A 21,083-nucleotide genomic window follows, 5' to 3' on the forward strand; every position below is an offset into this window, starting at 1 on the left:
AGTTGCGACGTTTGCTGTGCGCTAGTTCTTGCCCGGTTTCTACAACTGCCCCGATTTTTTGCGGGGCTCTTTTTGTTTTTCGAGGAGTTAATACGATGAAGTTTTCCATGATGAGTGCCGGTGTGGTGTTGGGTCTTGCCCTGAGTGGTGCGGTCTTTGCTGACGACGCGACAGACGCAGACGCGACTTCCGGTGCCGGCGACGAGACCGTGATGACCCAGACCCAGGACGCCAAGGCAGCGCAGAAGGCGCAAAACCAGAAGACCGAAACGACAAAAGGTGGTCGCCCGCAGAACGCAACCACTCAAAAGCAGTCAAACTGATCGTTTGAAGCCTTTGAGCGCAGCACTCTCCAGTCGGAGAGTGCTGTAATATGTCCCTCCGAAGTAGCAAAATGCCCTCATTCATGCCGTCAGCTCCCGTCGATGTTTCCAGTCTGCTCATTCCGGATGCCCAGCAGGTTTGTGCCTGGCTGATAGAAAATGCTGGTCTGAAAACGGCCGATCTGGAGCGCGCGCAACGTTTGCAGCAGGAGTCGGAAGGCACTGAGTTGCTCGGGCTGCTGACGCGTCTGGGCCTGGTTTCCGAATTCGAACTGGCCCGCGCATGGGCGGCATTGCTGCAGGCACCGTTGTTGCTCGCCGATGCCGTGCCGCCACTGTTGGATCCTCTGCCGCCGCTGACCGAACGCTTCATGCGCCACTATCAAGTCGTGCCAGTCGGCTGGAGCGATCAAGGCCTGCAAGTGCTCAGTGCCAACCCCGGCACGCTGTACCCGTTTCAGGCCATCGCCTATGCCTGCGAGGTGCCCGTGCGACTTTCCATCGGCCCGCGCAACGAGGTCGAGACCCTTATCGAACGCTACTACGGCCAGGGCCGCTCGGCGATGGGCACCTTGATCGAAAACCTGGATGAAGAGGGCGGCTCGCTGGAAGACATTGAGCACCTCAAGGACCTGGCTTCCGAAGCGCCGGTCATTCGTCTGGTCAATCTGATCCTGCAACGCGCGGTCGAACAGCGTGCGTCCGACATCCATATCGAGCCCTTCGAGAGCCAGTTGAAGGTGCGCTATCGCATCGACGGTGTCTTGCACGAAGCCGAAGCACCGCCGTCCAGTTCTTCGGCCGCGGTGATTTCCCGGGTGAAGATCATGGCGCGGCTGGACATCGCCGAGCGTCGTCTGCCGCAGGATGGCCGGATCATGCTGCGCATCCAGGGCAAGGAGCTGGACCTGCGGGTATCGACAGTGCCCACCAGCTTTGGCGAATCGGTGGTCATGCGTCTGCTGGACCGGCAGACCATCAACTTCGATTTCCCGAGCCTGGGTTTCGATGGCGAACGGCTGGACGAATTTCTCGACGTGCTGGAGCGTCCGCACGGCATTCTGCTGGTCACCGGGCCGACCGGTTCTGGCAAGACCACCACGCTGTACACCGCGCTGTCACGGCTCAATACGGCCGAGCGCAAGATCATCACCGTTGAGGATCCGGTCGAGTATCAGCTCGAAGGTATCAACCAGATTCAGGTCAAGCCATCCATCGGGCTGGATTTCGCCGGAGCGCTGCGCTCTATCGTGCGTCAGGACCCGGATGTCATCATGATCGGTGAGATGCGCGACCTGGAAACCTGCCGTATTGCCATCCAGTCCTCATTGACCGGTCACCTGGTGCTCTCGACCCTGCACACCAACAGCGCGGCGGCGAGTATTACCCGCTTGCTGGACATGGGCGTTGAAAGCTACCTGATCGCGTCCACGGTCAACGGGATTCTGGCTCAGCGCCTGGTCCGTCGCCTCGATCCTGCAACCCGGGAAGCCTTTGATGCGCCACCGGAGTTGATCGCCGAACACGGGCTGGAGCGCTTCACTGACGAGCGCCCCATCCGTCTGTATCGCCCGCGTGCCGATGCGCCCGGCGGTGGCTATCGCGGGCGCAGTGCAATCACTGAACTGCTGGTGATGAACGAAGAACTGCGCAGTCTTTTGATGCGTCATGCCGACGCTTCGACGCTGGAAGAGGCTGCCCGACGTGGCGGCTTGCGCACATTGCATGAAGAAGGTCTGCGTCAGGCCGTGGCCGGGGTGACTTCGCTGGAAGAAGTGCTGCGCGTCACCCGCGGTGAAGGCACATGAGTCTGTTCAAGTACCGAGCGCTGGATGCTCAGGGCGCGCCGCAGAATGGCACTCTGGAAGCCCGCGATCAGGATGCCGCCATTGCCGCGTTGCAGAAGCGTGGCCTGATGGTCTTGCAGGTCGATGCCGCCGGTATGGGCGGTTTGCGCCGTGCGCTGGGCAGCGGCTTGCTCAATGGCGCGGCGCTGGTCAGCTTCACCCAGCAGCTCGCAACGCTGCTCGGCGCGGGGCAGCCGTTGGAACGATCGCTTGGAATTTTGCTCAAACAGCCTGGACAACCGCAGACCAAGGCGTTGATCGAGCGCATTCGCGAACAGGTCAAGGCTGGCAAGCCGCTGTCCGTGGCGCTTGAGGAAGAGGGTAGCCAGTTTTCGCCCCTCTATATAAGCATGGTTCGCGCCGGTGAAGCCGGTGGCGCACTGGAAAGCACGCTGCGCCAGTTGAGCGATTACCTGGAGCGTAGCCAGTTGCTGCGTGGCGAAGTGATTAACGCGCTGATCTATCCGGCCTTTCTGGTGGTAGGCGTATTGGGTTCTCTGGCCCTGTTGCTGGCCTATGTCGTGCCGCAATTCGTACCGATCTTCAAGGATCTGGGCGTGCCGATTCCATTGATCACCGAGGTCATTCTCAACCTCGGACAGTTTTTGAGCGACTACGGGCTGGCTGTGCTGGCGGGCCTGATCGCATTGATCTGGGGCATGGCCATTCGCATGCGCGACCCGCAGCGTCGCGAGCGCCGTGACCGCCGATTGCTGGGCATTCGGGTGATCGGTCCTTTATTGCAACGCATCGAGGCAGCACGCCTGACTCGAACCCTCGGTACGCTTTTGACCAATGGCGTGGCGTTGTTGCAGGCGCTGGTGATCGCTCGCCAGGTCTGCACCAATCGTGCCCTGCAAGCGCAGGTCGAGCAGGCGGCCGAATCGGTCAAGGGTGGCGGCACGCTGGCCAGCGCGTTTGGCGCGCAGCCGTTGTTGCCGGATCTGGCGCTGCAAATGATCGAGGTCGGCGAACAGGCGGGCGAACTGGACACCATGCTGATGAAGGTCGCCGATGTGTTCGACGTCGAGGCCAAGCGCGGTATCGACCGCATGCTGGCCGCGCTCGTCCCGGCGCTGACGGTGGTGATGGCGGGCATGGTCGCGGTGATCATGCTGGCCATCATGCTGCCGCTGATGAGTCTGACCAGCAATATCTGAATTCATGAAAGAGGAAACCATTCCGATGACTTTTAGCCGTACACGTTTCAAACCCGCACGTCGACAGGGCGGTTTCACGTTGCTGGAAATGCTCGCCGTTATCGTATTGCTGGGCATCGTTGCGACCATCGTCGTACGTCAGGTGGGCGGCAACGTCGACAAGGGCAAATACGGCGCAGGCAAGGCTCAGTTGGCCAGCCTGGGCATGAAGATCGAAAGCTACGCGCTGGACGTTGGTTCGCCGCCCAAAACCTTGCAGCAATTGACTGAGAAACCGGGCAATGCGTCGAACTGGAACGGCCCTTATGCCAAGCCTTCGGACCTCAAGGACCCGTTCGGTCATGCATTCGGCTACCGCTTCCCGGGCCAGCACGGCAGCTTCGACCTGATCTTCTACGGCCAGGACGGTCAGCCGGGCGGCGAAGGCTACAGCGCCGACCTGGGCAACTGGGAGTAAAGCTCGGCATGAGAACGCCTGTCGCAAGCCGGGGTTTTACCCTCATGGAAATGCTGGTGGTGCTGGTGTTGATGAGCATCGCTGTCGGTCTGGTGGGTTTCGGTCTGCAACAGGGTTTGAGTACCGCCAGTGAACGGCGCGCGGTCGGTGACATGGTCGAAGCGCTGCGGGCAACCAGAGTGCGTGCAATTGTGACCGGTCAGCCGGCGCGCACCGAGTTCAACCTGCGCAAGGCGACCTTCAAGGCGCCGGGCAAGCGCGAGATGCACTGGCCGGAAAACCTGCGCGTGACCATGCAGACTGCGTCCGATCTTGGCTCCGCCGTGGAGTTCTATCCGGACGGCGGCTCCAGCGGTGGCAACGTGGTGGTCGCTGACGGCGACCGGCGCTGGCGTATTGATATTGGCTGGCTGACCGGCAGCGTCCAGGTCCGGACGCTTTAATGAAAACATCGCAGTCGGGGTTCACCCTGCTGGAAATGCTTGCTGCACTGACCGTCATGGCGGTGTGCAGCGGTGTTCTGCTGGTGGCGTTCGGGCAAAGCGCGCGCTCCTTGCAGCAGGTGTCGCGCAGTGACCGGCTGAGCCATGCGGCACGCACGATAATGGATCAGGAAAGCGCCGGTCCGCTGGAAAACGGTACGCGAAAGGGCGAACTCGCAGGCATCGACTGGACACTGGATATCCGTCAGTTGCCGGGCGCCAATGGTCAGGCGAGGATGTTTCGCCTCGACCTGATGCTCAGTGAACATCAGCGCAAGGCGCAGTTCAGCACGTTTAAATTACGCGGCGCTGTCAGCGGTGCGGGGTCATGATGCGTACCCAGCGTGGCTTCACGCTGCTGGAAGTGCTGCTGGTGATAAGCCTGCTCGGCGTGTTGCTGGTACTGGTTGCCGGGGCGTTGCTGGGCGCCAATCGTGCCGTGCTCAAGGCTGAGCGCTACACCGTTAACCTGGACGAGATCCGCGCCGCGCAAGCGTTTCTGCGTAGCTCGATCGCTCAGGCGCTGCCGTTGGACACGTCTGGTGAAGATGACGTCAACAGCGGTTTTTTTGAAGGCTCGGCGCAGCAGTTGCGGTTTGTCGCAACGCTGCCGGGCGAGCTAGGCGGCGGTATCCAGGTTCACAGTCTGGAGCTCAAGGGGCCGCAAGACCATCGGTCTTTGCAAGTGTCGTTCGCTCAGGTTCTGTCCAGTGCGAATGGCATTGCCCTCAAACCCTGGGGTGAGCCTCAGGTATTGCTGCAAAACGTCGAGTCGTTGACGTTCAGTTATCGCGGGCTGACGCCCAAGGGCAAGCCGACCGGCTGGATGGCCGAATGGCCCTGGCCGAATCGCTTGCCGGGCGCGGTGCGCATCGATATGCAGACCCATGGCGCGGTGAAATGGGTCTCTGAAGTGGTGGCCTTGCGTCTGGACCTGTCCGGCGGGGCGGGCGGCGAATGAATGTGACCGGCCAATCGCAGCGCGGTGTTGCGCTGCTGGTGGTGCTCTGGGTGCTGGCACTGCTGAGCCTGTTGCTCGGCGGGCTGGCCGGGTGGGTGCAATTGGAGAGCCGGCAGTCGCTCTGGTTACGGCAAAATACCCAGGCGCTGATGGCTGCCGAAGCTGGCATGAATATGGCTGTACAGGGCTTGCTCGATCCTGAACAGCGCAAACGCTGGATTGCCGACGGGCGTGTGGTCTCGTTACGGATGGATGACACGCAACTGTTGGTGAGCATCAGAAGCGAGCGGGGCAAGCTGGACCTCAACAGCGCACCGGTTGCTGATATATCGCGTCTGCTGCAGGCCTGTGGCGCGGCTAAGAATCAGGCCAGCGGTATCGCCCAGGTGCTGGAGTCGCAGCGCAATGGCGGTCAGTCACCGTTGCGGGTGGTAGAGGAAGTTCGCCAACTGCCGGGCATGAGCCAGGCGCTGTATGCCCGGTTGCTACCGGAAATAACATTATGGAGCGGTCTGGATCGGCCCGACCCGGCATTCGCTTCGGCGTTGCTGCGCCGGGCCTTGAACCTGCCGAACCAGAGCGCGGTCGGGGCCGATCCCGGTGAGGTACTGGCCATCGACACGCGCGCAGAACGACCGGGCGGTGTGACCGCCTTGTTACAGACCACTGTTTTATTGAGCCCATCGGAGGGAGGCGCACAGCCCTACAGGGTGTTGCGTTGGCAAGAATGAATTCATCAGTTTCTGCACGTCTGGCGCCTGTTTATGCGTTACGCGAACAGGTCGCCCGGCAGTGGCGTGGCAGTCCGGCGCAACACGCCTGGCAGTGGTGGGTGACGGAGCTTCGCGCCTGCCTGCCGCCGCGTGTGCGTCGATGGCTGGGCCGCGAGACCGTGGAGCAGACGCTTGTCTGGCCGTTGGTCGAGCCGCTGCCCGATGCATCGCCTCAGGTGCGGCGGGTGTTGCTGCTGCCGCCGTCGGCTGTGCTGTTGCAGACCTTGCAGCTTCCTGCGGCTGCGGCACGCAATCTGTCGACTGTGGTCGGCTACGAGCTTGACCGTTTCACGCCATTTGACGCTGGGCAGTTGTACTTCGTGGCCCGTCAGGACAGTCGCAGCGCCAGCTTTGTGCAGGTCACGCTGGTGGCAATACTGCGCGAGCGGCTGGACGCGATACTCCGTGAGTGCGCCGAGCGTGGGTTGCGTCCCGATGCTGTCGATGTGGGCACTGATGTGTGCGCTGACAACCTGACTACAGGGCAGCGCATGGGTGTCGATCTGCTGCCGATGCCGTTGCGCCCGCAACAGTCGCGCTCCGGCCATCGCTTGCAGCGCGGGCTGATCTGGCTATGTGCCGGCCTGCTGCTGAGCGCCATGTTGCTGTGGCTGAACGACCGCCAGAGCCTGCTCGATGACATGCAGGCCAGCGTCAAGGCGCAGAAGGCTCAGGTTGGCGAGGTCCAACAACTGCGCCAGCAATTGACCAACACTCTGGGCGCTGCCAACTACCTGTTGCGCCGCAAGGCTGCTCAACCGCCGCTTTCGGCGCTGCTCAGCGAGCTGACCGCCTGCCTGCCTTCGGACACCTGGATCGAGCACCTGGAAATCAGCGACAGTGCCGAGGTGGCCTTTTCAGGGCAGAGCGCCAAGGCCAGTGCGCTGATCGGCCGCGTCAAGGACTGCCGAAGTCTGGATAATGCGCAGTTTCAGGGGGTGATCCAGCCCGACACCAAAACCGGCAAGGATCAGTATTCCCTGCGCGCGCATTTGCACCAGAACCAGCAGCAGGAGAACGCCGATGCGCCGTCCACTGACAAGCCGTGAGCGGCGGGGCGCTGCCCTGATGATCCTGGCTCTGGTGTTGTGCCTGGCTTACTGGTTGCTGATAGACAGCTGGTTCGCCGGTCCACTGCGTGACATCAACGAACAGACCGACCAGCTGCGCGAACAGCAGCAGCGCTACGCTGGCCTTCTGCAGCAGGGTGGCTCGTTGCGCGAGCAACTGGAGCAGGCGCGTCGTGATCCGGCCAGCAGCACCAGCCTCCTGCCGGGCGAAGATCCCAGTGCCGTGGCCGCTGATCTGATGCAACGCATTGCCGACCTGATCAGCAGCCAGGCCAGCACCGGCGGTGGCTGCGAGTTGACCCAGCGCATGCCGATCACCCCGGAGCAGGACAGCGCCGAGCCGTATCGGCAGGTCAAGGTCAGCCTGACCCTGAACTGCGCCATCGAACCATTGACTGCGATCCTGCATGCGCTGGAGTATCAGCGCCCGTTTTTGTTTATTGATGAGATGAGTATGCGTCGCGACGCCAACGCTCCGGCCAGCGGTGCTGCCGGCAAACTGGTGGTGCACCTGCTGGTGCGTGGCTACCTGCAACCGGCCAGTGCCGGCGAGGGCGAGCAATGATCGGTTCACTGCGTCCGCTGGAGTGGGCACTGCTGGCTTTCGCCGCAGTCCTGGCAGCCTTGATCGCATTGGTTGTCAGCGGCGCCGCGCACTCACCGGACTGGCTGCCCGAGCAGGCACCGCGCGACCCGGTCGATCAGAGGGCGCAGGTCCACAGCGCGCCTTCGGCGACACTCGACAGCCTCGCCAATACCTGGAAAACCCCGCTGTTCAGTCCTGATCGCAGCCCTGACGTGGCCGTTCGCAAAGCCGATGCGCAGGCCACCAATCTGGCTGGCCTGACCCTGACCGGGGTAATCATGGACGGCTCGTTGCGCGTGGCACTGCTCAAGCAGGCCAGCGGTCCGGCATTGAAAGTCCGTCAGGGCGATCGCTTGCCCAACGGCTGGACGCTGGACCGTCTGGAGCCCACCCAGGCCACGTTCAAACTTGATGACCGCTCGCAAGTCCTGCGCCTGCCCGCGCTGCGTCTGCCGCCGCCGTCGAATACACCGCCGATTACCTTAACCAACGATTCCACCCTGTGATGGGTACCTTTTCTGGAGTTCCTGCCATCGCTACCTTGCGCACACCCTTGCTTTGCCTGGCCACCGCCGTCGCCCTTGGCGGCTGCGCGTCACAGTCAGACACACTCGATCCCGACAATGGCATGCTGCAGGAAGCGCTCCAGGGAACCGGTTCACAACGCCCGCCGGTGGACCCGCGCAGCGAAAGACCGCCCGTCGAGCCACCTTCCCAGCAGGCGACCAGCTCGCCGCAGCGGCAGATCATCAAAGGCAACCAGCGTTTCATCCGGCAGCCCGCCGCAGCTCCGGCAGCGCGTCAGGCCGAGACCGGTGACATCGTCTTCAACTTCACCAACCAGCCGATTCAGGCGGTGATCAACAGCATCATGGGCGATCTGCTGCACGAGAACTACAGCATTGCCCAAGGTGTTAAAGGCGATGTGAGCTTCTCGACGTCCAAGCCGGTCAACAAACAGCAGGCGCTGTCGATTCTCGAGACACTGCTGTCCTGGACCGACAACGCGATGATCAAGCAGGGCAACCGCTATGTGATTCTGCCGTCCAATCAGGCGGTGGCGGGCAAGCTGGTCCCGGAAATGCGCGTCGCGCAACCTTCGGCAGGCATGTCGGCGCGGCTGTTTCCGCTGCGCTACATCTCGGCGACGGAAATGCAGAAGCTGCTCAAGCCGTTCGCCCGGGAAAACGCTTTCCTGCTGGTCGATCCGGCGCGCAACGTGCTCAGCCTGGCGGGTACGCCGGAAGAGCTGGCCAACTATCAGGACACCATCGACACCTTCGATGTGGACTGGCTCAAAGGCATGTCGGTCGGTGTCTTCGGCCTGCAACGCGCCTCGGTCGGCGAGCTTATGCCCGAGCTGCAGAAAATGTTCGGCCCGGAAAGCGGTATGCCGCTGGCGGGCATGGTGCGTTTCCTGCCGATCGAGCGGACCAACTCGGTGGTGGCGATTTCCTCGCAGCCTGAATACCTGCACGAGGTCGGCGAGTGGATTCACACCATCGATGAAGGGGGTGGCAACGAGCCGCAGATGTATGTGTATGACGTGCGCAACATGAAGGCCACTGATCTGGCCAAATACCTGCGGCAGATCTACGGTACGGGTGCCATCAAGGAAGACGCTGCGGCCAAGGTTGCACCGGGCCTGCGCACCACCACCTTGTCATCGCTCAACTCCAGTGGCGGCAGCGGTGTCGGCGGCATGAGCAGCTCCAACGGCCTGGGCAGCACTGGCAGCGGCCTGAGCAATGGCGGAGGTTTTGGCAACAGTCAGGGCATGAACAACAGCCAGACCAATAGCGACAGCGAATCGGAAGGCGACGATCAGAGCGGCGGCGATTCGGATTCGGCCAGTCAGGACGGCAGCGGGTCTGGCGGCAACAACAAGTCTCTGGACGCCGGCACGCGCATCACTGCGCAGAAGAGCAGCAACCAGTTGCTGGTGCGCACCCGTCCGGCGCAGTGGAAGGAGATCGAGTCGGCCATCAAACGCCTCGATAATCCGCCGCTGCAAGTGCAGATCGAAACGCGCATTCTGGAAGTTCAGCTCACGGGCGAGCTGGACATGGGTGTGCAGTGGTACCTGGGGCGTCTGGCGGGCAACTCGGGTACCACCGGCAACGTGACCAACACTTCAGGCAGTCAGGGGGCGATTGGTACTGGCGGGGCTGCGCTGGCCTCCACTGACGCGTTCTTCTATTCCTTCGTCAGCAACAATCTGCAAGTCGCCTTGCGGGCGCTGGAAACCAATGGCCGCACCCAGGTTCTGTCGGCACCTTCGCTGGTGGTGATGAACAACCAGCAGGCGCAGATTCAGGTCGGCGACAACATCCCGATCAGCCAGACCTCGATCAACACCAACACCTCCACCGACACCACATTGAGCAGCGTCGAATATGTGCAGACCGGTGTGATTCTCGATGTCGTGCCACGCATCAATCCGGGCGGCCTGGTGTACATGGACATTCAGCAGCAGGTCAGCAGTGCCGACACCAATGCCAACAACAACGATGCCAACGGCAATCCGCGTATTTCCACCCGTTCGGTGGCCACGCAAGTGGCCGCGCAGAGTGGTCAGACCGTGCTGCTGGGCGGTTTGATCAAGCAGGATAACGCCGAGTCGGTCAGCGCCGTACCTTATCTGGGACGCATCCCGGGTTTGAGATGGCTGTTCGGCAACACCAGCAAGTCCAAGGACCGTACCGAACTGATCGTGCTGATCACGCCGCGAGTCATCACCAGCAGCAGCCAGGCACGTCAGGTGACGGATGATTACCGTCAGCAGATGCAGTTGATCAAGCCGGAAGTTTCGCGGACCAGCATGCAGAACTGACGCTGTGCTGGCTTCCGCCACCACGCCCACTCACGACGCTGCCCGTTGGCAGCGTCAAACAGAGGTCATGAACATGCTGAAATTCTTCGCTGCCTTGCTGTTCGCCTTTACCGCAATGGCACAGGCGCAGGACACCTTGCACACCGATCTGCCACTGGATTACCTGGCGCAGACCAATGTCGACAAGCCTGACCAGCCGCTGGTGATTTTCATCCACGGTTACGGCAGCAATGCGGCCGACCTGTTCGGGCTCAAGGAAGAGCTTCCGGCCGACTACAACTACGTGTCGGTACAGGCGCCGATGGAGTTGCGCGCTGACAGCTACAAATGGTTCACCCAGAAGCCCGGCGTCGCGGATTACGACGGTGTGACTGAAGACCTGAAAAGCAGCGGTACCCGGTTGGCTGCGTTCATCGGCAAAGCCACTGAGAAGTTTCATACCCAGCCAGGCAAGGTCTTCCTGATCGGTTTCAGCCAGGGCGCCATGATGAGTTACGAAGTCGCGCTGCGACAGCCAAAACTGGTCGGCGGTTTTGCAGCATTGAGCGGGCGGCTGCTGCCGGTCTTGAAGTCCGAGGTCAAAGCCTCCGACGACCTCAAGGCTCTGAGCGTATTCATCGGCCACGGCACGCAGGATCGCCAGGTGGCCTATGCCAGCGCACCGCAAGCCGAAGCGACGTTGAAATCGCTCGGCCTGACGCCGCAGTTGCATGCCTATGACGGCATGGGGCACAGCATCAACGAGGCTGAAGTGATGGATCTGGCGGCTTGGTTGAAACAGTCAAACCGTTAAGGATCATTAGCCGTTAGCTTGCTTCGAGCGGTCCCTTAGAAACGCCAGCAGCGCAATCAGTGGCAGCGCCGTGCCTGCGATCAGCACCCAGCTCCAGCCACCGTGATCAAACAGCGGGCTGGCGACTGCCGAGCCAATGGCGCCACCGATAAAAATACTGGTCATGTACAGCGCGTTGAGCCGGCTGCGGCTGGCGGCATCCAGCGCGTAGACCGTGCGCTGACCCAGGACCATGCTGGTCTGTACGCAGAAATCCAGCACTACGCCGGTTATGGCCAGGCCAATCACGCTGTAGGCAGGGTGGACCAGGCCTGGAAGAAAGCTGAGTGCGCCGAACAGCAGTGCGCCCAGTGAGGCGATGCGGGTGTAGCCGGCGTCTGCCAGACGGCCGCTGATGGGCGCCGCAATGGCACCGATCGCGCCGATCAGGGCAAAGATCGCGATCTGGGTTTGCGACAGCCCGTGATTGCGCGACAGCTCCAGCGGCACGGCGGTCCAGAACAGGCTGAAAGTCGCGAACATGCAGGCCTGATAAAAGGCACGCTGGCGCAGCACCGGCTGGGTACGAAGAAGAGTCCATAGCGAGAACAGCAATTGTCCGTAGGACGCACGATGATCCGGGACACGTTTTGGCATGGTGGTCGCCAGTACCACGCTGATGCCGATCATCACCACGGCCGCCGAGCCGAACACCGCCCGCCAGCCGAAATGGTCAGCCACCAGACTGGCAATCGGCCGCGCCAACAGAATCCCCAACAGCAGTCCGCCCATGATCCCGCCAACGACCCGCCCACGCGACTCCTCCGGAGCCAGATGCGCCGCCAGCGGAATGAGCATCTGCACCGACACCGAACTGAAGCCCACCAGCAGCGAAACCAGCAAAAACACATTCGGCTGCTCGGCGAAAGCGGCACCCAGCAGGCTGAGAATCGCGACGACAGTCGTTACCAGCATCAGCCTGCGGTTCTCCAGCAAATCACCCAGCGGCACCAGAAAAAACAGCCCCAGTGCGTAACCGATCTGCGTCAACGAAACGATCAGACTGGCCGCCGTGCTCGACAGCCCGATGTCCGGGGCAATCAGCTCGATGATCGGCTGGGCGTAGTAGATGTTGGCGACAATTGCGCCGCAGCAGAAGGCAAACAGCATGACCATGGCCGGTGTCATGGTCACAGCGTTATGCGCGGATTGGGACGAGTGGGGCATGAAAATCTCGCTTGAGCAGGGACTGTCAGACACTGGAAACGTGTCTGTCAGACGGTTTTTGATCGATGCAGCGCAGGCTAACGGTTTTGTCGGCGATTAAGTAGGTGCGGCGAGTTGATACAGGATATTTCCGGGAATGATGATCGGCGAAGCACTGCGATGTGTCGGTATAGTCACGCACGCTCGCGGACTATTGACCTTCGCTTGCCACGGATGAATACTCTTTTCAAAAATTCATATAGATGACTGGATGAATAAAATAATGAACAAGCTTTCCAGCGACGAACGTCTACCACTTTACCAACGCCTGCGCGACAGCCTGGCGGAGCAGATTGCCAATAATCGCTGGCGTCCGGGTGAGGCGATTCCTACCGAAGCGGCGTTGTCTGCAGAGTATGGCCTGTCCACCGGTACGGTACGCAAGGCCATTGATCTGCTGGTCAGCGACAACATTCTGGAGCGCCAGCAGGGGCGTGGCACGTTCATTCGTCGTGCGCAGTTTCAGTCTTCGCTGTTTCGTTTTTTCCGTTTTCAAACCGAAGCGGGTGAACGCCGGGTGCCGGAAAGCCGGATTTTGTCCGTCGAGCCTGTGGACGCGCCTTCGTCGGTCGCTCAGGCGCTGGGGATGGGCGCAGGTGCGCCGGTGATTCGTATGGTCCGCTTGCGGTTGCTGGATGGCCAGCCGGTGCTGGCCGAGGAGATCTGGCTGCCACGTGCGCGGTTTCAGGCATTGCTGGAGCTTGACCTCGATACGCAGGGGCCATTGCTTTATCCGATCTACGAAGACGTCTGCGGTCAGGTGGTCGCCTGTGCGCAAGAAAGCCTGACGGCCGAGACGGTCAACGACGTATACGGCCGGTTGCTGCAGATTCCGGTCGGCAGTGCGGTGGTGGTCATCGAACGCCTGGCGCGCAACTACGCCGGTGAGCCTCTGGAGTGGCGCCGCTCGCGAGGGCACGCCAGTCATTTCCGCTACAGCGTGGAAATTCGCTGACAGCGCTGCAGTCTGCCCGAGCCGTTCAACGTCTTTAAGGATAAAAGCCATGTTCAACTGGTATCGCGACGTCACCCCCAAAGAACGCAAGACTTTCTGGGCCTGTTTTGGCGGCTGGTCGCTGGACGCGCTGGAAGTGCAGATGTTCGGTCTGGCCATTCCGGCCCTGATTGCTGCGTTTGCCCTGACCAAGGGCGATGCAGGGCTGATCAGCGCGGTAACACTGGTGACGTCGGCGTTGGGAGGTTGGGTGGGCGGGACGCTGTCCGACCGCTATGGCCGGGTGCGCACGCTGCAGTGGATGATCCTGTGGTTTTCGTTCTTTACCTTTTTGTCTGCGTTCGTGATCGGTTTCAACCAGTTGCTGATCGTCAAGGCACTGCAGGGCTTTGGCATCGGTGGTGAGTGGGCGGCAGGCGCAGTGCTGATGGCCGAGACCATCCAGTCCCGCTACCGCGGCAAGGTCATGGCCACCGTGCAAAGTGCGTGGGCCGTAGGCTGGGGCCTGGCGGTGGTGCTGTTCACCCTGATTTACTCGTTTGTACCGGAGGATATTGCCTGGCGGGTGATGTTCTTTGTCGGCCTGCTGCCGGCCCTGATGATCATCTGGGTGCGACGCAACGTCGAAGAACCGGACAGCTTTCAGCGCATGCAGAAAAGCGCAGCGCCGAAGGGCAATTTCTTCAAGTCGATGGCCGGGATTTTTCGCCCCGAGCTGCTGCGCGTTACCTTGCTCGGCGGTTTGTTGGGGCTTGGTGCGCATGGCGGTTATCACGCGGTCATGACCTGGTTGCCGACCTTTCTCAAAACCGAGCGCAACCTCTCTGTGCTCAGTTCCGGCGGCTATCTGGCGGTCATTATCGTTGCGTTCTGGTGCGGTTGCGTGTGCAGCGGTCTGTTGATCGACCGGATTGGTCGACGCAAGAACATCATACTATTCGCCTTGTGTTGCGTAGTCACCGTGCAGTGCTACCTGATGCTGCCGTTGAGCAACACGCAGATGCTGTTTCTCGGCTTTCCGCTGGGTTTCTTCGCCGCAGGCATTCCGGCCAGCCTCGGTTCGTTTTTCAACGAGCTGTACCCGGCAGAGGTGCGGGGTGCCGGGGTGGGCTTCTGCTACAACTTCGGGCGCGTGCTGTCGGCGGTGTTTCCGTTTCTGGTGGGGCATATGAGCCAGTCAATGTCGCTCGGCAGCGCCATCGGAATCGACGCTGGCATTGCTTACGGCGTGGCAATGATCGCCGCTTTCTGTCTGCCGGAAACCCGTGGGCGCAACCTTGAGGCCATGCCGCCGATTGCCGAGCCACTGGACAAGGACGCAGCGCAGCAGGCTTGAAAATCCTTTCATTCGCGGTGTTGCGGCGCCGCATTGACTTTTTGTAGACGATCCCATGACTGATTCCTGTACCACGCCCATACTGGGCATCGATGCCCACGCGCATGTCTTCAGCAAGGATTTGAGCCTGGCGTCAGGACGACGTTACAGCCCGGATTATGACGCAACGGTGCACGCCTATCTGGCCAACCTGAGCGAACACGGCCTGAGCCACGGCGTATTGGTCCAGCCCAGTTTTCTGGGCACTGACAACCGGTTTCTGCTCGACGCCCTGGCGCAGGCTCCTGACCGGTTGCGCGGCGTGGCGGTGGTCGACACGGACATCAGTCGCGGTGCGTTACAGCGTATGGCCGGGCTGGGCATTGTCGGCACCCGCCTGAACCTGATCGGCAAGCCGCTGCCAGACTTCGCCGCGCCGGAATGGAAGACGCTGTTCAAGCACATCTGGACGCTCGGCTGGCATGTCGAACTGCACCGCGAGGTCGCTGACCTGCCGGCGCTGATCCGGCAGTTGCTGCCGTTTGGCTGCAAGCTGGTGATTGATCATTTCGGGCGGCCCGATGCGCGTCTTGGCGTTGACGATCCGGCGTTCCAGGCCTTGCTGGAATTGGGCCTGAGCGGGCAGCTGTGGATGAAGATTTCGGCAATCTATCGTTTGGGCGGCAGTGTCGAGCAGAACGCGACGTTTGCTCGCGCTGCATGGCCTTTGCTGTTGCAAAGCTTTGGGCCGCGCCGGCTGGTATGGGGCAGCGACTGGCCGCACACCCAGCATGAGCAAGCGGTCAGCTACACCGGTGTGGTCGAGCAGCTCCGCGCGCTCGAATGCCCTGACCCGCTCAAGCGCATTATGTTGGTCGAGGCCCCGCAGGCGTTGTTCGATTTCCTGCCGGTGGAAATCTGACCTGCTAAACGACATGTGGCCTGATCCGATAGCTGACCATATACAGCGCCGGGAGGAAAAACAGGGTCAGCAGGGTGGCGATGGCGATGCCGCCGATCATGGCGATGGCCATCGGCCCCCAGAACACTTCGCGGGCAATCGGGATCATGCCCAGGCTCGCGGCCGCTGCGGTCAGCATAATCGGTCGGCAGCGATGTTCTGTGGCCTTGACCACCGATGTCCAGGCGCTTTCCCCTGCGGCGATGAATTCATCGATCTGCGTGACCAGAATCACCGAGTTGCGGATGATGATGCCGATCAGCGCCAGCACGCCCAGAATCGCCACGAACCCCAGCGGATAGCCGGACATCAACAAGGCTGCGACCACGCCGATCAGGCCCAGCGGCACTACGCTAACCACCAGCAGCAGTTTTTTCACGCTGTGCAACTGGATCATCAAAAAGCTGACCACCAACAGCAGCATCAACGGTACGACCTTCAGGATCGGACCCTGTGAGCGCGCGCTGGCCTCGACTGCGCCGCCGGTGGCGACCGAGTAACGCAACGGCAGGCCGGCGCTGAAGGCATCGACGTCGGGCTTCAATTGCCTGACCAGCGCTGCCGGCTGCAGCTTGCCGAGCACGTTGGCCTTCAGGGTGATGGTCGGCAGCCTGTCACGGCGCCAGACCAGCGGCTGTTCCTGCTCGTAACTGAGCGTGGCGAACGCCAGCAGCGGCACGCTCGCACCGCCAGGTATCGGGATCTGCAGGTTGGCGAGGGTCTGCACCGAGCTGCGTTCGTCGCTGTCTGCACGTCCGACCAGGTCGATCAGATAGGTGCTGTCACGCACCTGAGTGATGGTGGTGCCACTGACCAGACTGTTGAGGATTTGCGCCACGTCTTCAGAAGACAGGCCGAACTGGCGTACCTTGTCCTGCGCGATGTCGATCTTCAGCACCTTGCCCGGCTCGTTCCAGTCATAGATGACCTGACCGATATGCGGGTTGGCATCGAGAATCGCCGCCAGCGCCATGGCCTGGCTGCGAACCTGTTCGATGTCCGGTCCGCTGACCCGGTATTGCACCGGCCAGCCCACCGGCGGCCCCATGTTCAGTGGCTGAACGTAGCCACCCACGCCGACGTAATCGTCACGAAAGCGCTGACGCAAGCGTTCGATCAGCCGGTCACGCGCTTCGCCACCCTGGCTGACGATCACCAGTTGCCCGTAGAACGGATTGCTCAATTGTTGATCCAGTGGCAGGTAAAAACGCACCGCGCCCTTGCCCACGTAAGAGCTCCAGCGCAGCACATCGGCATCCCCTTTGAGCGCTGCTTCAAAGCGGTCCATGGTCTGGCGGGTACCTTCGATGGAGCCGTTTTGCGGCATGTAGATATCCACGAGGATTTCCGGTCGGTCGGAGTCCGGGAAGAACTGGTTCTGCAGCAACCTGCCTGCAAACAGCGATCCGATGAACATCAGCAACGTGATGCCGATCACCCACCCGCGGTGCTCGAGTGCCTTGACCAGCAGGCGGCTGAAACCACGCATCCAGCGCCCCGGCGCGGCATGTTGCGCCGAGGCTTTGAGGATGTGCACGCCAATCAGGGGCGCGAACAGTACCGCCACCAGCCAGGACAGCAGCAACGCCACGGCAATGACGGCAAACATGGTGAACACGTATTCGCCTGCCGAACTGGAGTTAAGGCCGATGGGCACGAAACCGGCGACCGTGACCAATGTGCCGGTCAGCATCGGGAACGCGGTCGAGGTGTAAGCGAAGGTAGCGGCCTGCGGTAATGAATCGCCGCTTTCAAGGCGGGTGACCATCATCTCGACTGTGATCATCGCGTCATCCACCAACAGCCCCAGAGCGATGATCAATGCGCCCAGCGAGATACGTTGCATGGTGATGCCGCTGTACTCCATGAACACGAAGACCAGCGCCAGCACCAGCGGGATCGAACAGGCCACTACCAGACCGGCACGAATGCCGAGGCTGATGAAGCTGACGACCAGCACAATCAGGATCGCTTCAAAGAGTGCATGGGTGAAGCCGCCGATGGCTTTTTCGACCACATCGGCCTGGCTGGAGACCAGGTGTACGTCGATGCCCAGCGGCAATTCAGTGGTCAGATCGTCGACGCGCTGCTGCAACTGGGTGCCGAATGCCTGGATGTTGCCACCTTGCTTCATGGCCACCGCAAGGCCAATGGCTGGCTGGCCATTGAAGCGGAACAGTGAGGAGGGCGGATCGGCATAACGGCGCTCGATAGTCGCCAGATCGCTGAGGCGAAAGAACCGGTCGCCGAAGCGCAGATTGACGGCCTCGAGGTCCTGTTCATTGCTGAACTGCCCGCTGGCCCGCACGGCAATGCGTTCAGGGCCGGCCTCCATCACGCCAGCAGGCGTAACCGAGTTTTGCGCTTGCAGGCTTTGCAGCACCTGGCGTTGATCGATGCCCAGCGCCGCGAGCTTGCGGATCGAAAAATTCAGATAAATGACTTCGCGCTGGGCGCCGAGCAACTCGATCTTGCCCAGGTTGGGTACGCTGCGGATGTCGGCGCGCACTTGCTCGACGTAATCACGCAGTTGGCGGAAAGACAGGCCATCGGCGGTGAACGCGTAGATGCTGCCGAACACGTCGCCAAATTCGTCGTTGAACGCAGGGCCCTGAATGCCGCTGGGCAGCTCACTGCGCACATCGCTGATTTTCTTGCGCACCTGATACCACGCCGCAGGGATGTCGGCGCTTCGGGTTTCACTCTTGAGGAAGACGAAAAGCGTCGATTCGCCAGCCAGCGTGTAGCTTTTCACGTAATCCAGCGCGTCGATTTCTTCGAGCTTCTTTTCCAGCCGATCAGTCACCTGCTGCAGGGTATCGGGCAGCGTCGCGCCCGGCCAGCGCGCCTGTATGACCATAGTCTTGATGGCGAATGAAGGGTCTTCCTCGCGCCCCAGATTCAGGAATGACCAGCTGCCCATCAGCAATGAAACGAACATCATGTACCAGACCAGCGTGCGATGCCTGAGCCCCCAGGCCGACAGATTGAAGCGCTCCTTCACAAACTGACCTCTCGCTGCAGGCGGATCTTTTGTCCGGACTGCATGCCGTTGACGCCGGCAGTCACTACCTTTTCGCCCTCGTGCAGCTCGCCGCTGACCCTTACCGTCGAGCCCGATCTCGCCAATACCTGCACCGCTCGCGGGATCAGTGTCGATGTCGTTGGGTCGATCACCCACACCTGAGAGGAGCCGTTACGCTGCAGCACTGCGCTGCCGGGCAGCTCATGAAACGCCGGCGCGTCGCCACTGATTTCTACCGTGACGGTCGAGCCCAGGCGAAAGCTGTCCGGAGGGTTCTGCAAGGCCAGGCGGACGCGCTGAGTGCGGGTCTCGGCATTGATTTGCGGTGCAAGCTGGCGGACGTTCGCAGCCACTGAAAGCTGATCGTTCAGTTGCGAAACCACTCTGATGCGGTGGCGTTCATCCAGCGAACCGAGTGGCAAGTCGACGACCGCTTCACGGCTGTCGGGGCGCGCAAGGCTGACTACCGCCTGACCGGTCGCCATGACCTGGCCGACCTCCGCTTGCCATCCAGTAATCAGGCCATCGAACTCGGCTGACAAGCGGGTGTAGGACACATGATCACGGGCTTGCTGCACCGCCACGCGGGCCTGATTGCACAACGCTTCCTGAGTGCTCAGGTCGTTGTCCAACTGATCCATTCGCGCCCGCGAGCCGATACCGCGCTCATAGAGCTGCTGGTAGCGCGTCAACTCGTCGCGCGCCTGTTGCCAGGCGGACTGGGCCTTGCCGAGTTCCGCCTGGCGGGCGCGTAAACGGTGTTGCTGGTCGCCGGGTTCCAGTGTGGCGAGCAGATCGCCCTTGCGCACTTGATCGCCGATCTCCGCGTGCCGGGTTGCCAGTCGGCCAGCGACGCGAAACCCCAACGGCACTTCATACTGCGGTTGGATGACGCCAGCAAAGCGGCCATAAGAGGCGCTGCGCTGGTCGACTATTTCGGTGAACAGTACCGGGCGTTCGACAACCTCGCGAAGCGGTTTTTCGCGGCAGCCCGGCAGTGCCACAATCAGAATGCAGATCAGCCAGCAGCGGGATCTCGTTCGTGGTTCTGCGCACGAGGTGCTCATTGCGCAGCTCCCGACGAGGCCAGCGAGACGGGGTTTTCGGCCGGTGCTCGCTCTGCGACCTCGACCCGTTGCCCCGGGTAGAGAAACTGCAGCCCTCGGGAAACTATTCGATCACCTTCGGACAACCCCTCTGAAACGATGACCTGACCCTGCTCGTAACGCAGCACTTTCACAGGCGTCAGCCTGACCCTGGCCTCAGCGTCCACCCGCCAGACTGCCGGTTGTCCTTGTGTGCGGCTCAAGACGGACCAAGGCAGGGCGAACGCTATTTGCGACTGCGTCTGCAAGCGAGCGCTGACCACGGAGCCCAGCGCAAGCGGTGCAGCAGCTCCCTGCAGTGCAACGCGCACCCGCAACGTGCCGTTCGCGGCGGAGACGATGGGGGTGATTTCCCTGATGATGCCGGTCAGCTGAATCTCTGGCTGGCCGAGGGGGCTGACAATCACTGCAGCACCGGTCTGATCGGCGCGCAGCAAGGACTCGTACGCGGAAAATACCGCTTCGCGCTCGCCATCGTGAGCGACGCTGAAAATCGTAGTGGCGGCCTGAACCACCTGACCTTCTTCGGCATAGCGCGCCGTCACGACGCCATCGGCTGCGGCGAACAGCTCGGTGTACCCGACCTGTTCACGCGCGTTCGCCTGCTGCGCCTGCAGTGCGGCGAGATCCGCCCGCGCACTGTCGAGGCCAGAGCGGGCCTTCTGGTATTCACTGAGGTTGGTATAGCCCTTGGGCAGCAGCACTTGTTGACGCTGGTAGTTTTGTTCGGCGAGGTACAGTCGCGACTGTCGCACGGCCACTTCGGCACTGGCTGACGCCAGCTCGGTCTTTTGCTCGCGCGCGTCGAGCCTGGCAAGAACCTGTCCGACCCGCACTCGATCCCCGACATCCGCATATCGCTTGATCAGCTTGCCGGAGACGCGAAACGATTGCTCAGTCACCTTGCGGGCCTGGATATCGCCCGTCAGCGTCACACTGCTGGCGACGTTCAGTAGGGCAACCGGTTGCGCGACGACTCGCACCAGCGCCTTTTCTGCGGGTTTTCCTGCAGAGCAAGCGCTGAGCGAGAGTAGCGAGATGAACCCCAGCACCACGCCGGGCTGAGTGTACAGAGAGTGCAACGGCCGGATATTTCCGGAAACACGGCAGCACGAACGCAGGAGCGTTGCAAAGGGAAAAGTCATCAACGAATAGCACTGCCCGATCAAAGAAGCCAACATCATCCATGAG

20 protein-coding genes are annotated in these 21,083 nt (G+C 61.5%); 16 read left to right on the forward strand and 4 right to left on the reverse strand.

What is annotated here, in order from left to right:
* Window positions 1-95 precede the first annotated feature (95 nt).
* The 13 genes from LCH65_RS24295 (at window position 96) to LCH65_RS24355 (ending at window position 11,285) form a co-directional block, all read left to right on the forward strand.
* The gene (locus tag LCH65_RS24295; RefSeq protein ID WP_187600060.1) at window positions 96-323 is read left to right on the forward strand and encodes a hypothetical protein; all 228 of its coding nucleotides are present in this window, start codon (window positions 96-98) and stop codon (window positions 321-323) included.
* A gap of 83 nt (window positions 324-406) precedes the next feature.
* Complete coding sequence (gene gspE, locus LCH65_RS24300) at window positions 407-2,131, forward strand: type II secretion system ATPase GspE (protein WP_046719248.1); 1,725 nt, start codon at window positions 407-409, stop codon at window positions 2,129-2,131.
* Window positions 2,128-3,330, forward strand: coding sequence for a type II secretion system inner membrane protein GspF (gene gspF / locus LCH65_RS24305; RefSeq protein ID WP_003371834.1), 1,203 nt, complete (start codon window positions 2,128-2,130; stop codon window positions 3,328-3,330). The genes gspE and gspF overlap by 4 nt, the downstream gene beginning before the upstream one ends.
* A 25-nt stretch (window positions 3,331-3,355) precedes the next feature.
* Window positions 3,356-3,787: a type II secretion system major pseudopilin GspG gene (gspG, locus tag LCH65_RS24310; protein WP_003317918.1), complete on the forward strand. Its 432-nt coding sequence runs from the start codon at window positions 3,356-3,358 to the stop codon at window positions 3,785-3,787.
* Between the two features lie 8 nt (window positions 3,788-3,795).
* Entirely contained in the window at window positions 3,796-4,230 is a 435-nt protein-coding gene (locus LCH65_RS24315; RefSeq protein ID WP_072366198.1) for a prepilin-type N-terminal cleavage/methylation domain-containing protein, read from the forward strand.
* Entirely contained in the window at window positions 4,230-4,601 is a 372-nt protein-coding gene (locus LCH65_RS24320; RefSeq protein ID WP_003343408.1) for a type II secretion system protein, read from the forward strand. Before LCH65_RS24315 ends, LCH65_RS24320 begins: the two co-directional genes overlap by 1 nt.
* The gene (locus LCH65_RS24325) at window positions 4,598-5,230 is read left to right on the forward strand and encodes a prepilin-type N-terminal cleavage/methylation domain-containing protein (RefSeq protein ID WP_003371841.1); all 633 of its coding nucleotides are present in this window, start codon (window positions 4,598-4,600) and stop codon (window positions 5,228-5,230) included. Before LCH65_RS24320 ends, LCH65_RS24325 begins: the two co-directional genes overlap by 4 nt.
* Window positions 5,227-5,961 carry a general secretion pathway protein GspK gene (locus LCH65_RS24330; protein ID WP_003435982.1) on the forward strand — a complete coding sequence of 245 codons (735 nt, stop codon included), beginning with the start codon at window positions 5,227-5,229 and terminating at the stop codon, window positions 5,959-5,961. The genes LCH65_RS24325 and LCH65_RS24330 overlap by 4 nt, the downstream gene beginning before the upstream one ends.
* Window positions 5,958-7,052 carry a type II secretion system protein GspL gene (locus LCH65_RS24335; RefSeq protein WP_054081078.1) on the forward strand — a complete coding sequence of 365 codons (1,095 nt, stop codon included), beginning with the start codon at window positions 5,958-5,960 and terminating at the stop codon, window positions 7,050-7,052. The genes LCH65_RS24330 and LCH65_RS24335 overlap by 4 nt, the downstream gene beginning before the upstream one ends.
* Window positions 7,027-7,638 (forward strand): type II secretion system protein GspM, encoded by a 612-nt coding sequence (gene gspM / locus LCH65_RS24340; RefSeq protein WP_003435978.1) that lies wholly within the window; start codon window positions 7,027-7,029, stop codon window positions 7,636-7,638. Before LCH65_RS24335 ends, gspM begins: the two co-directional genes overlap by 26 nt.
* Window positions 7,635-8,165, forward strand: a complete 531-nt coding sequence (locus tag LCH65_RS24345) for a general secretion pathway protein GspN (RefSeq protein ID WP_003371856.1) — start codon at window positions 7,635-7,637, stop codon at window positions 8,163-8,165. Before gspM ends, LCH65_RS24345 begins: the two co-directional genes overlap by 4 nt.
* Window positions 8,165-10,492, forward strand: coding sequence for a type II secretion system secretin GspD (gene gspD / locus LCH65_RS24350; RefSeq protein WP_122266724.1), 2,328 nt, complete (start codon window positions 8,165-8,167; stop codon window positions 10,490-10,492). Before LCH65_RS24345 ends, gspD begins: the two co-directional genes overlap by 1 nt.
* Before the next feature lie 73 nt (window positions 10,493-10,565).
* Window positions 10,566-11,285 (forward strand): dienelactone hydrolase family protein, encoded by a 720-nt coding sequence (locus LCH65_RS24355; RefSeq protein ID WP_054081077.1) that lies wholly within the window; start codon window positions 10,566-10,568, stop codon window positions 11,283-11,285.
* 6 nt (window positions 11,286-11,291) lie between these two features.
* On the opposite strand, the gene LCH65_RS24360 is transcribed toward LCH65_RS24355, so the two are convergent.
* A complete protein-coding gene (locus tag LCH65_RS24360; RefSeq protein ID WP_054081076.1) occupies window positions 11,292-12,491 on the reverse strand; it encodes an MFS transporter in 1,200 nt (399 codons plus the stop codon).
* A 262-nt stretch (window positions 12,492-12,753) separates the two neighbouring features.
* On the opposite strand from LCH65_RS24360, the gene LCH65_RS24365 reads away from it, so the two are divergent.
* Genes LCH65_RS24365 through LCH65_RS24375 form a run of 3 tightly spaced genes read left to right on the forward strand, consistent with a single transcriptional unit; the run spans window position 12,754 to window position 15,722 of the window.
* Window positions 12,754-13,485, forward strand: a complete 732-nt coding sequence (locus LCH65_RS24365; RefSeq protein WP_003435951.1) for a GntR family transcriptional regulator — start codon at window positions 12,754-12,756, stop codon at window positions 13,483-13,485.
* Window positions 13,486-13,534: 49 nt separating this feature from the next.
* Window positions 13,535-14,821 (forward strand): MFS transporter, encoded by a 1,287-nt coding sequence (locus LCH65_RS24370; RefSeq protein ID WP_058396328.1) that lies wholly within the window; start codon window positions 13,535-13,537, stop codon window positions 14,819-14,821.
* A 55-nt stretch (window positions 14,822-14,876) separates the two neighbouring features.
* A complete protein-coding gene (locus LCH65_RS24375) occupies window positions 14,877-15,722 on the forward strand; it encodes an amidohydrolase family protein (RefSeq protein WP_058396327.1) in 846 nt (281 codons plus the stop codon).
* A gap of 4 nt (window positions 15,723-15,726) precedes the next feature.
* Here LCH65_RS24375 and LCH65_RS24380 read toward each other — a convergent pair whose 3' ends face one another.
* The 3 genes from LCH65_RS24380 to LCH65_RS24390 are packed head-to-tail and all read right to left on the reverse strand — an operon-like array spanning window position 15,727 to window position 21,073.
* Complete coding sequence (locus LCH65_RS24380) at window positions 15,727-18,765, reverse strand: efflux RND transporter permease subunit (protein WP_226439872.1); 3,039 nt, start codon at window positions 18,763-18,765, stop codon at window positions 15,727-15,729.
* Window positions 18,762-19,853 (reverse strand): efflux RND transporter periplasmic adaptor subunit, encoded by a 1,092-nt coding sequence (locus LCH65_RS24385; protein WP_096120329.1) that lies wholly within the window; start codon window positions 19,851-19,853, stop codon window positions 18,762-18,764. The genes LCH65_RS24380 and LCH65_RS24385 overlap by 4 nt, the downstream gene beginning before the upstream one ends.
* A complete protein-coding gene (locus tag LCH65_RS24390) occupies window positions 19,850-21,073 on the reverse strand; it encodes an efflux RND transporter periplasmic adaptor subunit (RefSeq protein WP_060707943.1) in 1,224 nt (407 codons plus the stop codon). The genes LCH65_RS24385 and LCH65_RS24390 overlap by 4 nt, the downstream gene beginning before the upstream one ends.
* Between the last annotated feature and the right edge of the window lie 10 nt (window positions 21,074-21,083).

Source organism: Pseudomonas sp. MWU16-30316 (assembly GCF_020515645.1).
GTDB lineage: Bacteria > Pseudomonadota > Gammaproteobacteria > Pseudomonadales > Pseudomonadaceae > Aquipseudomonas > Aquipseudomonas cerasi.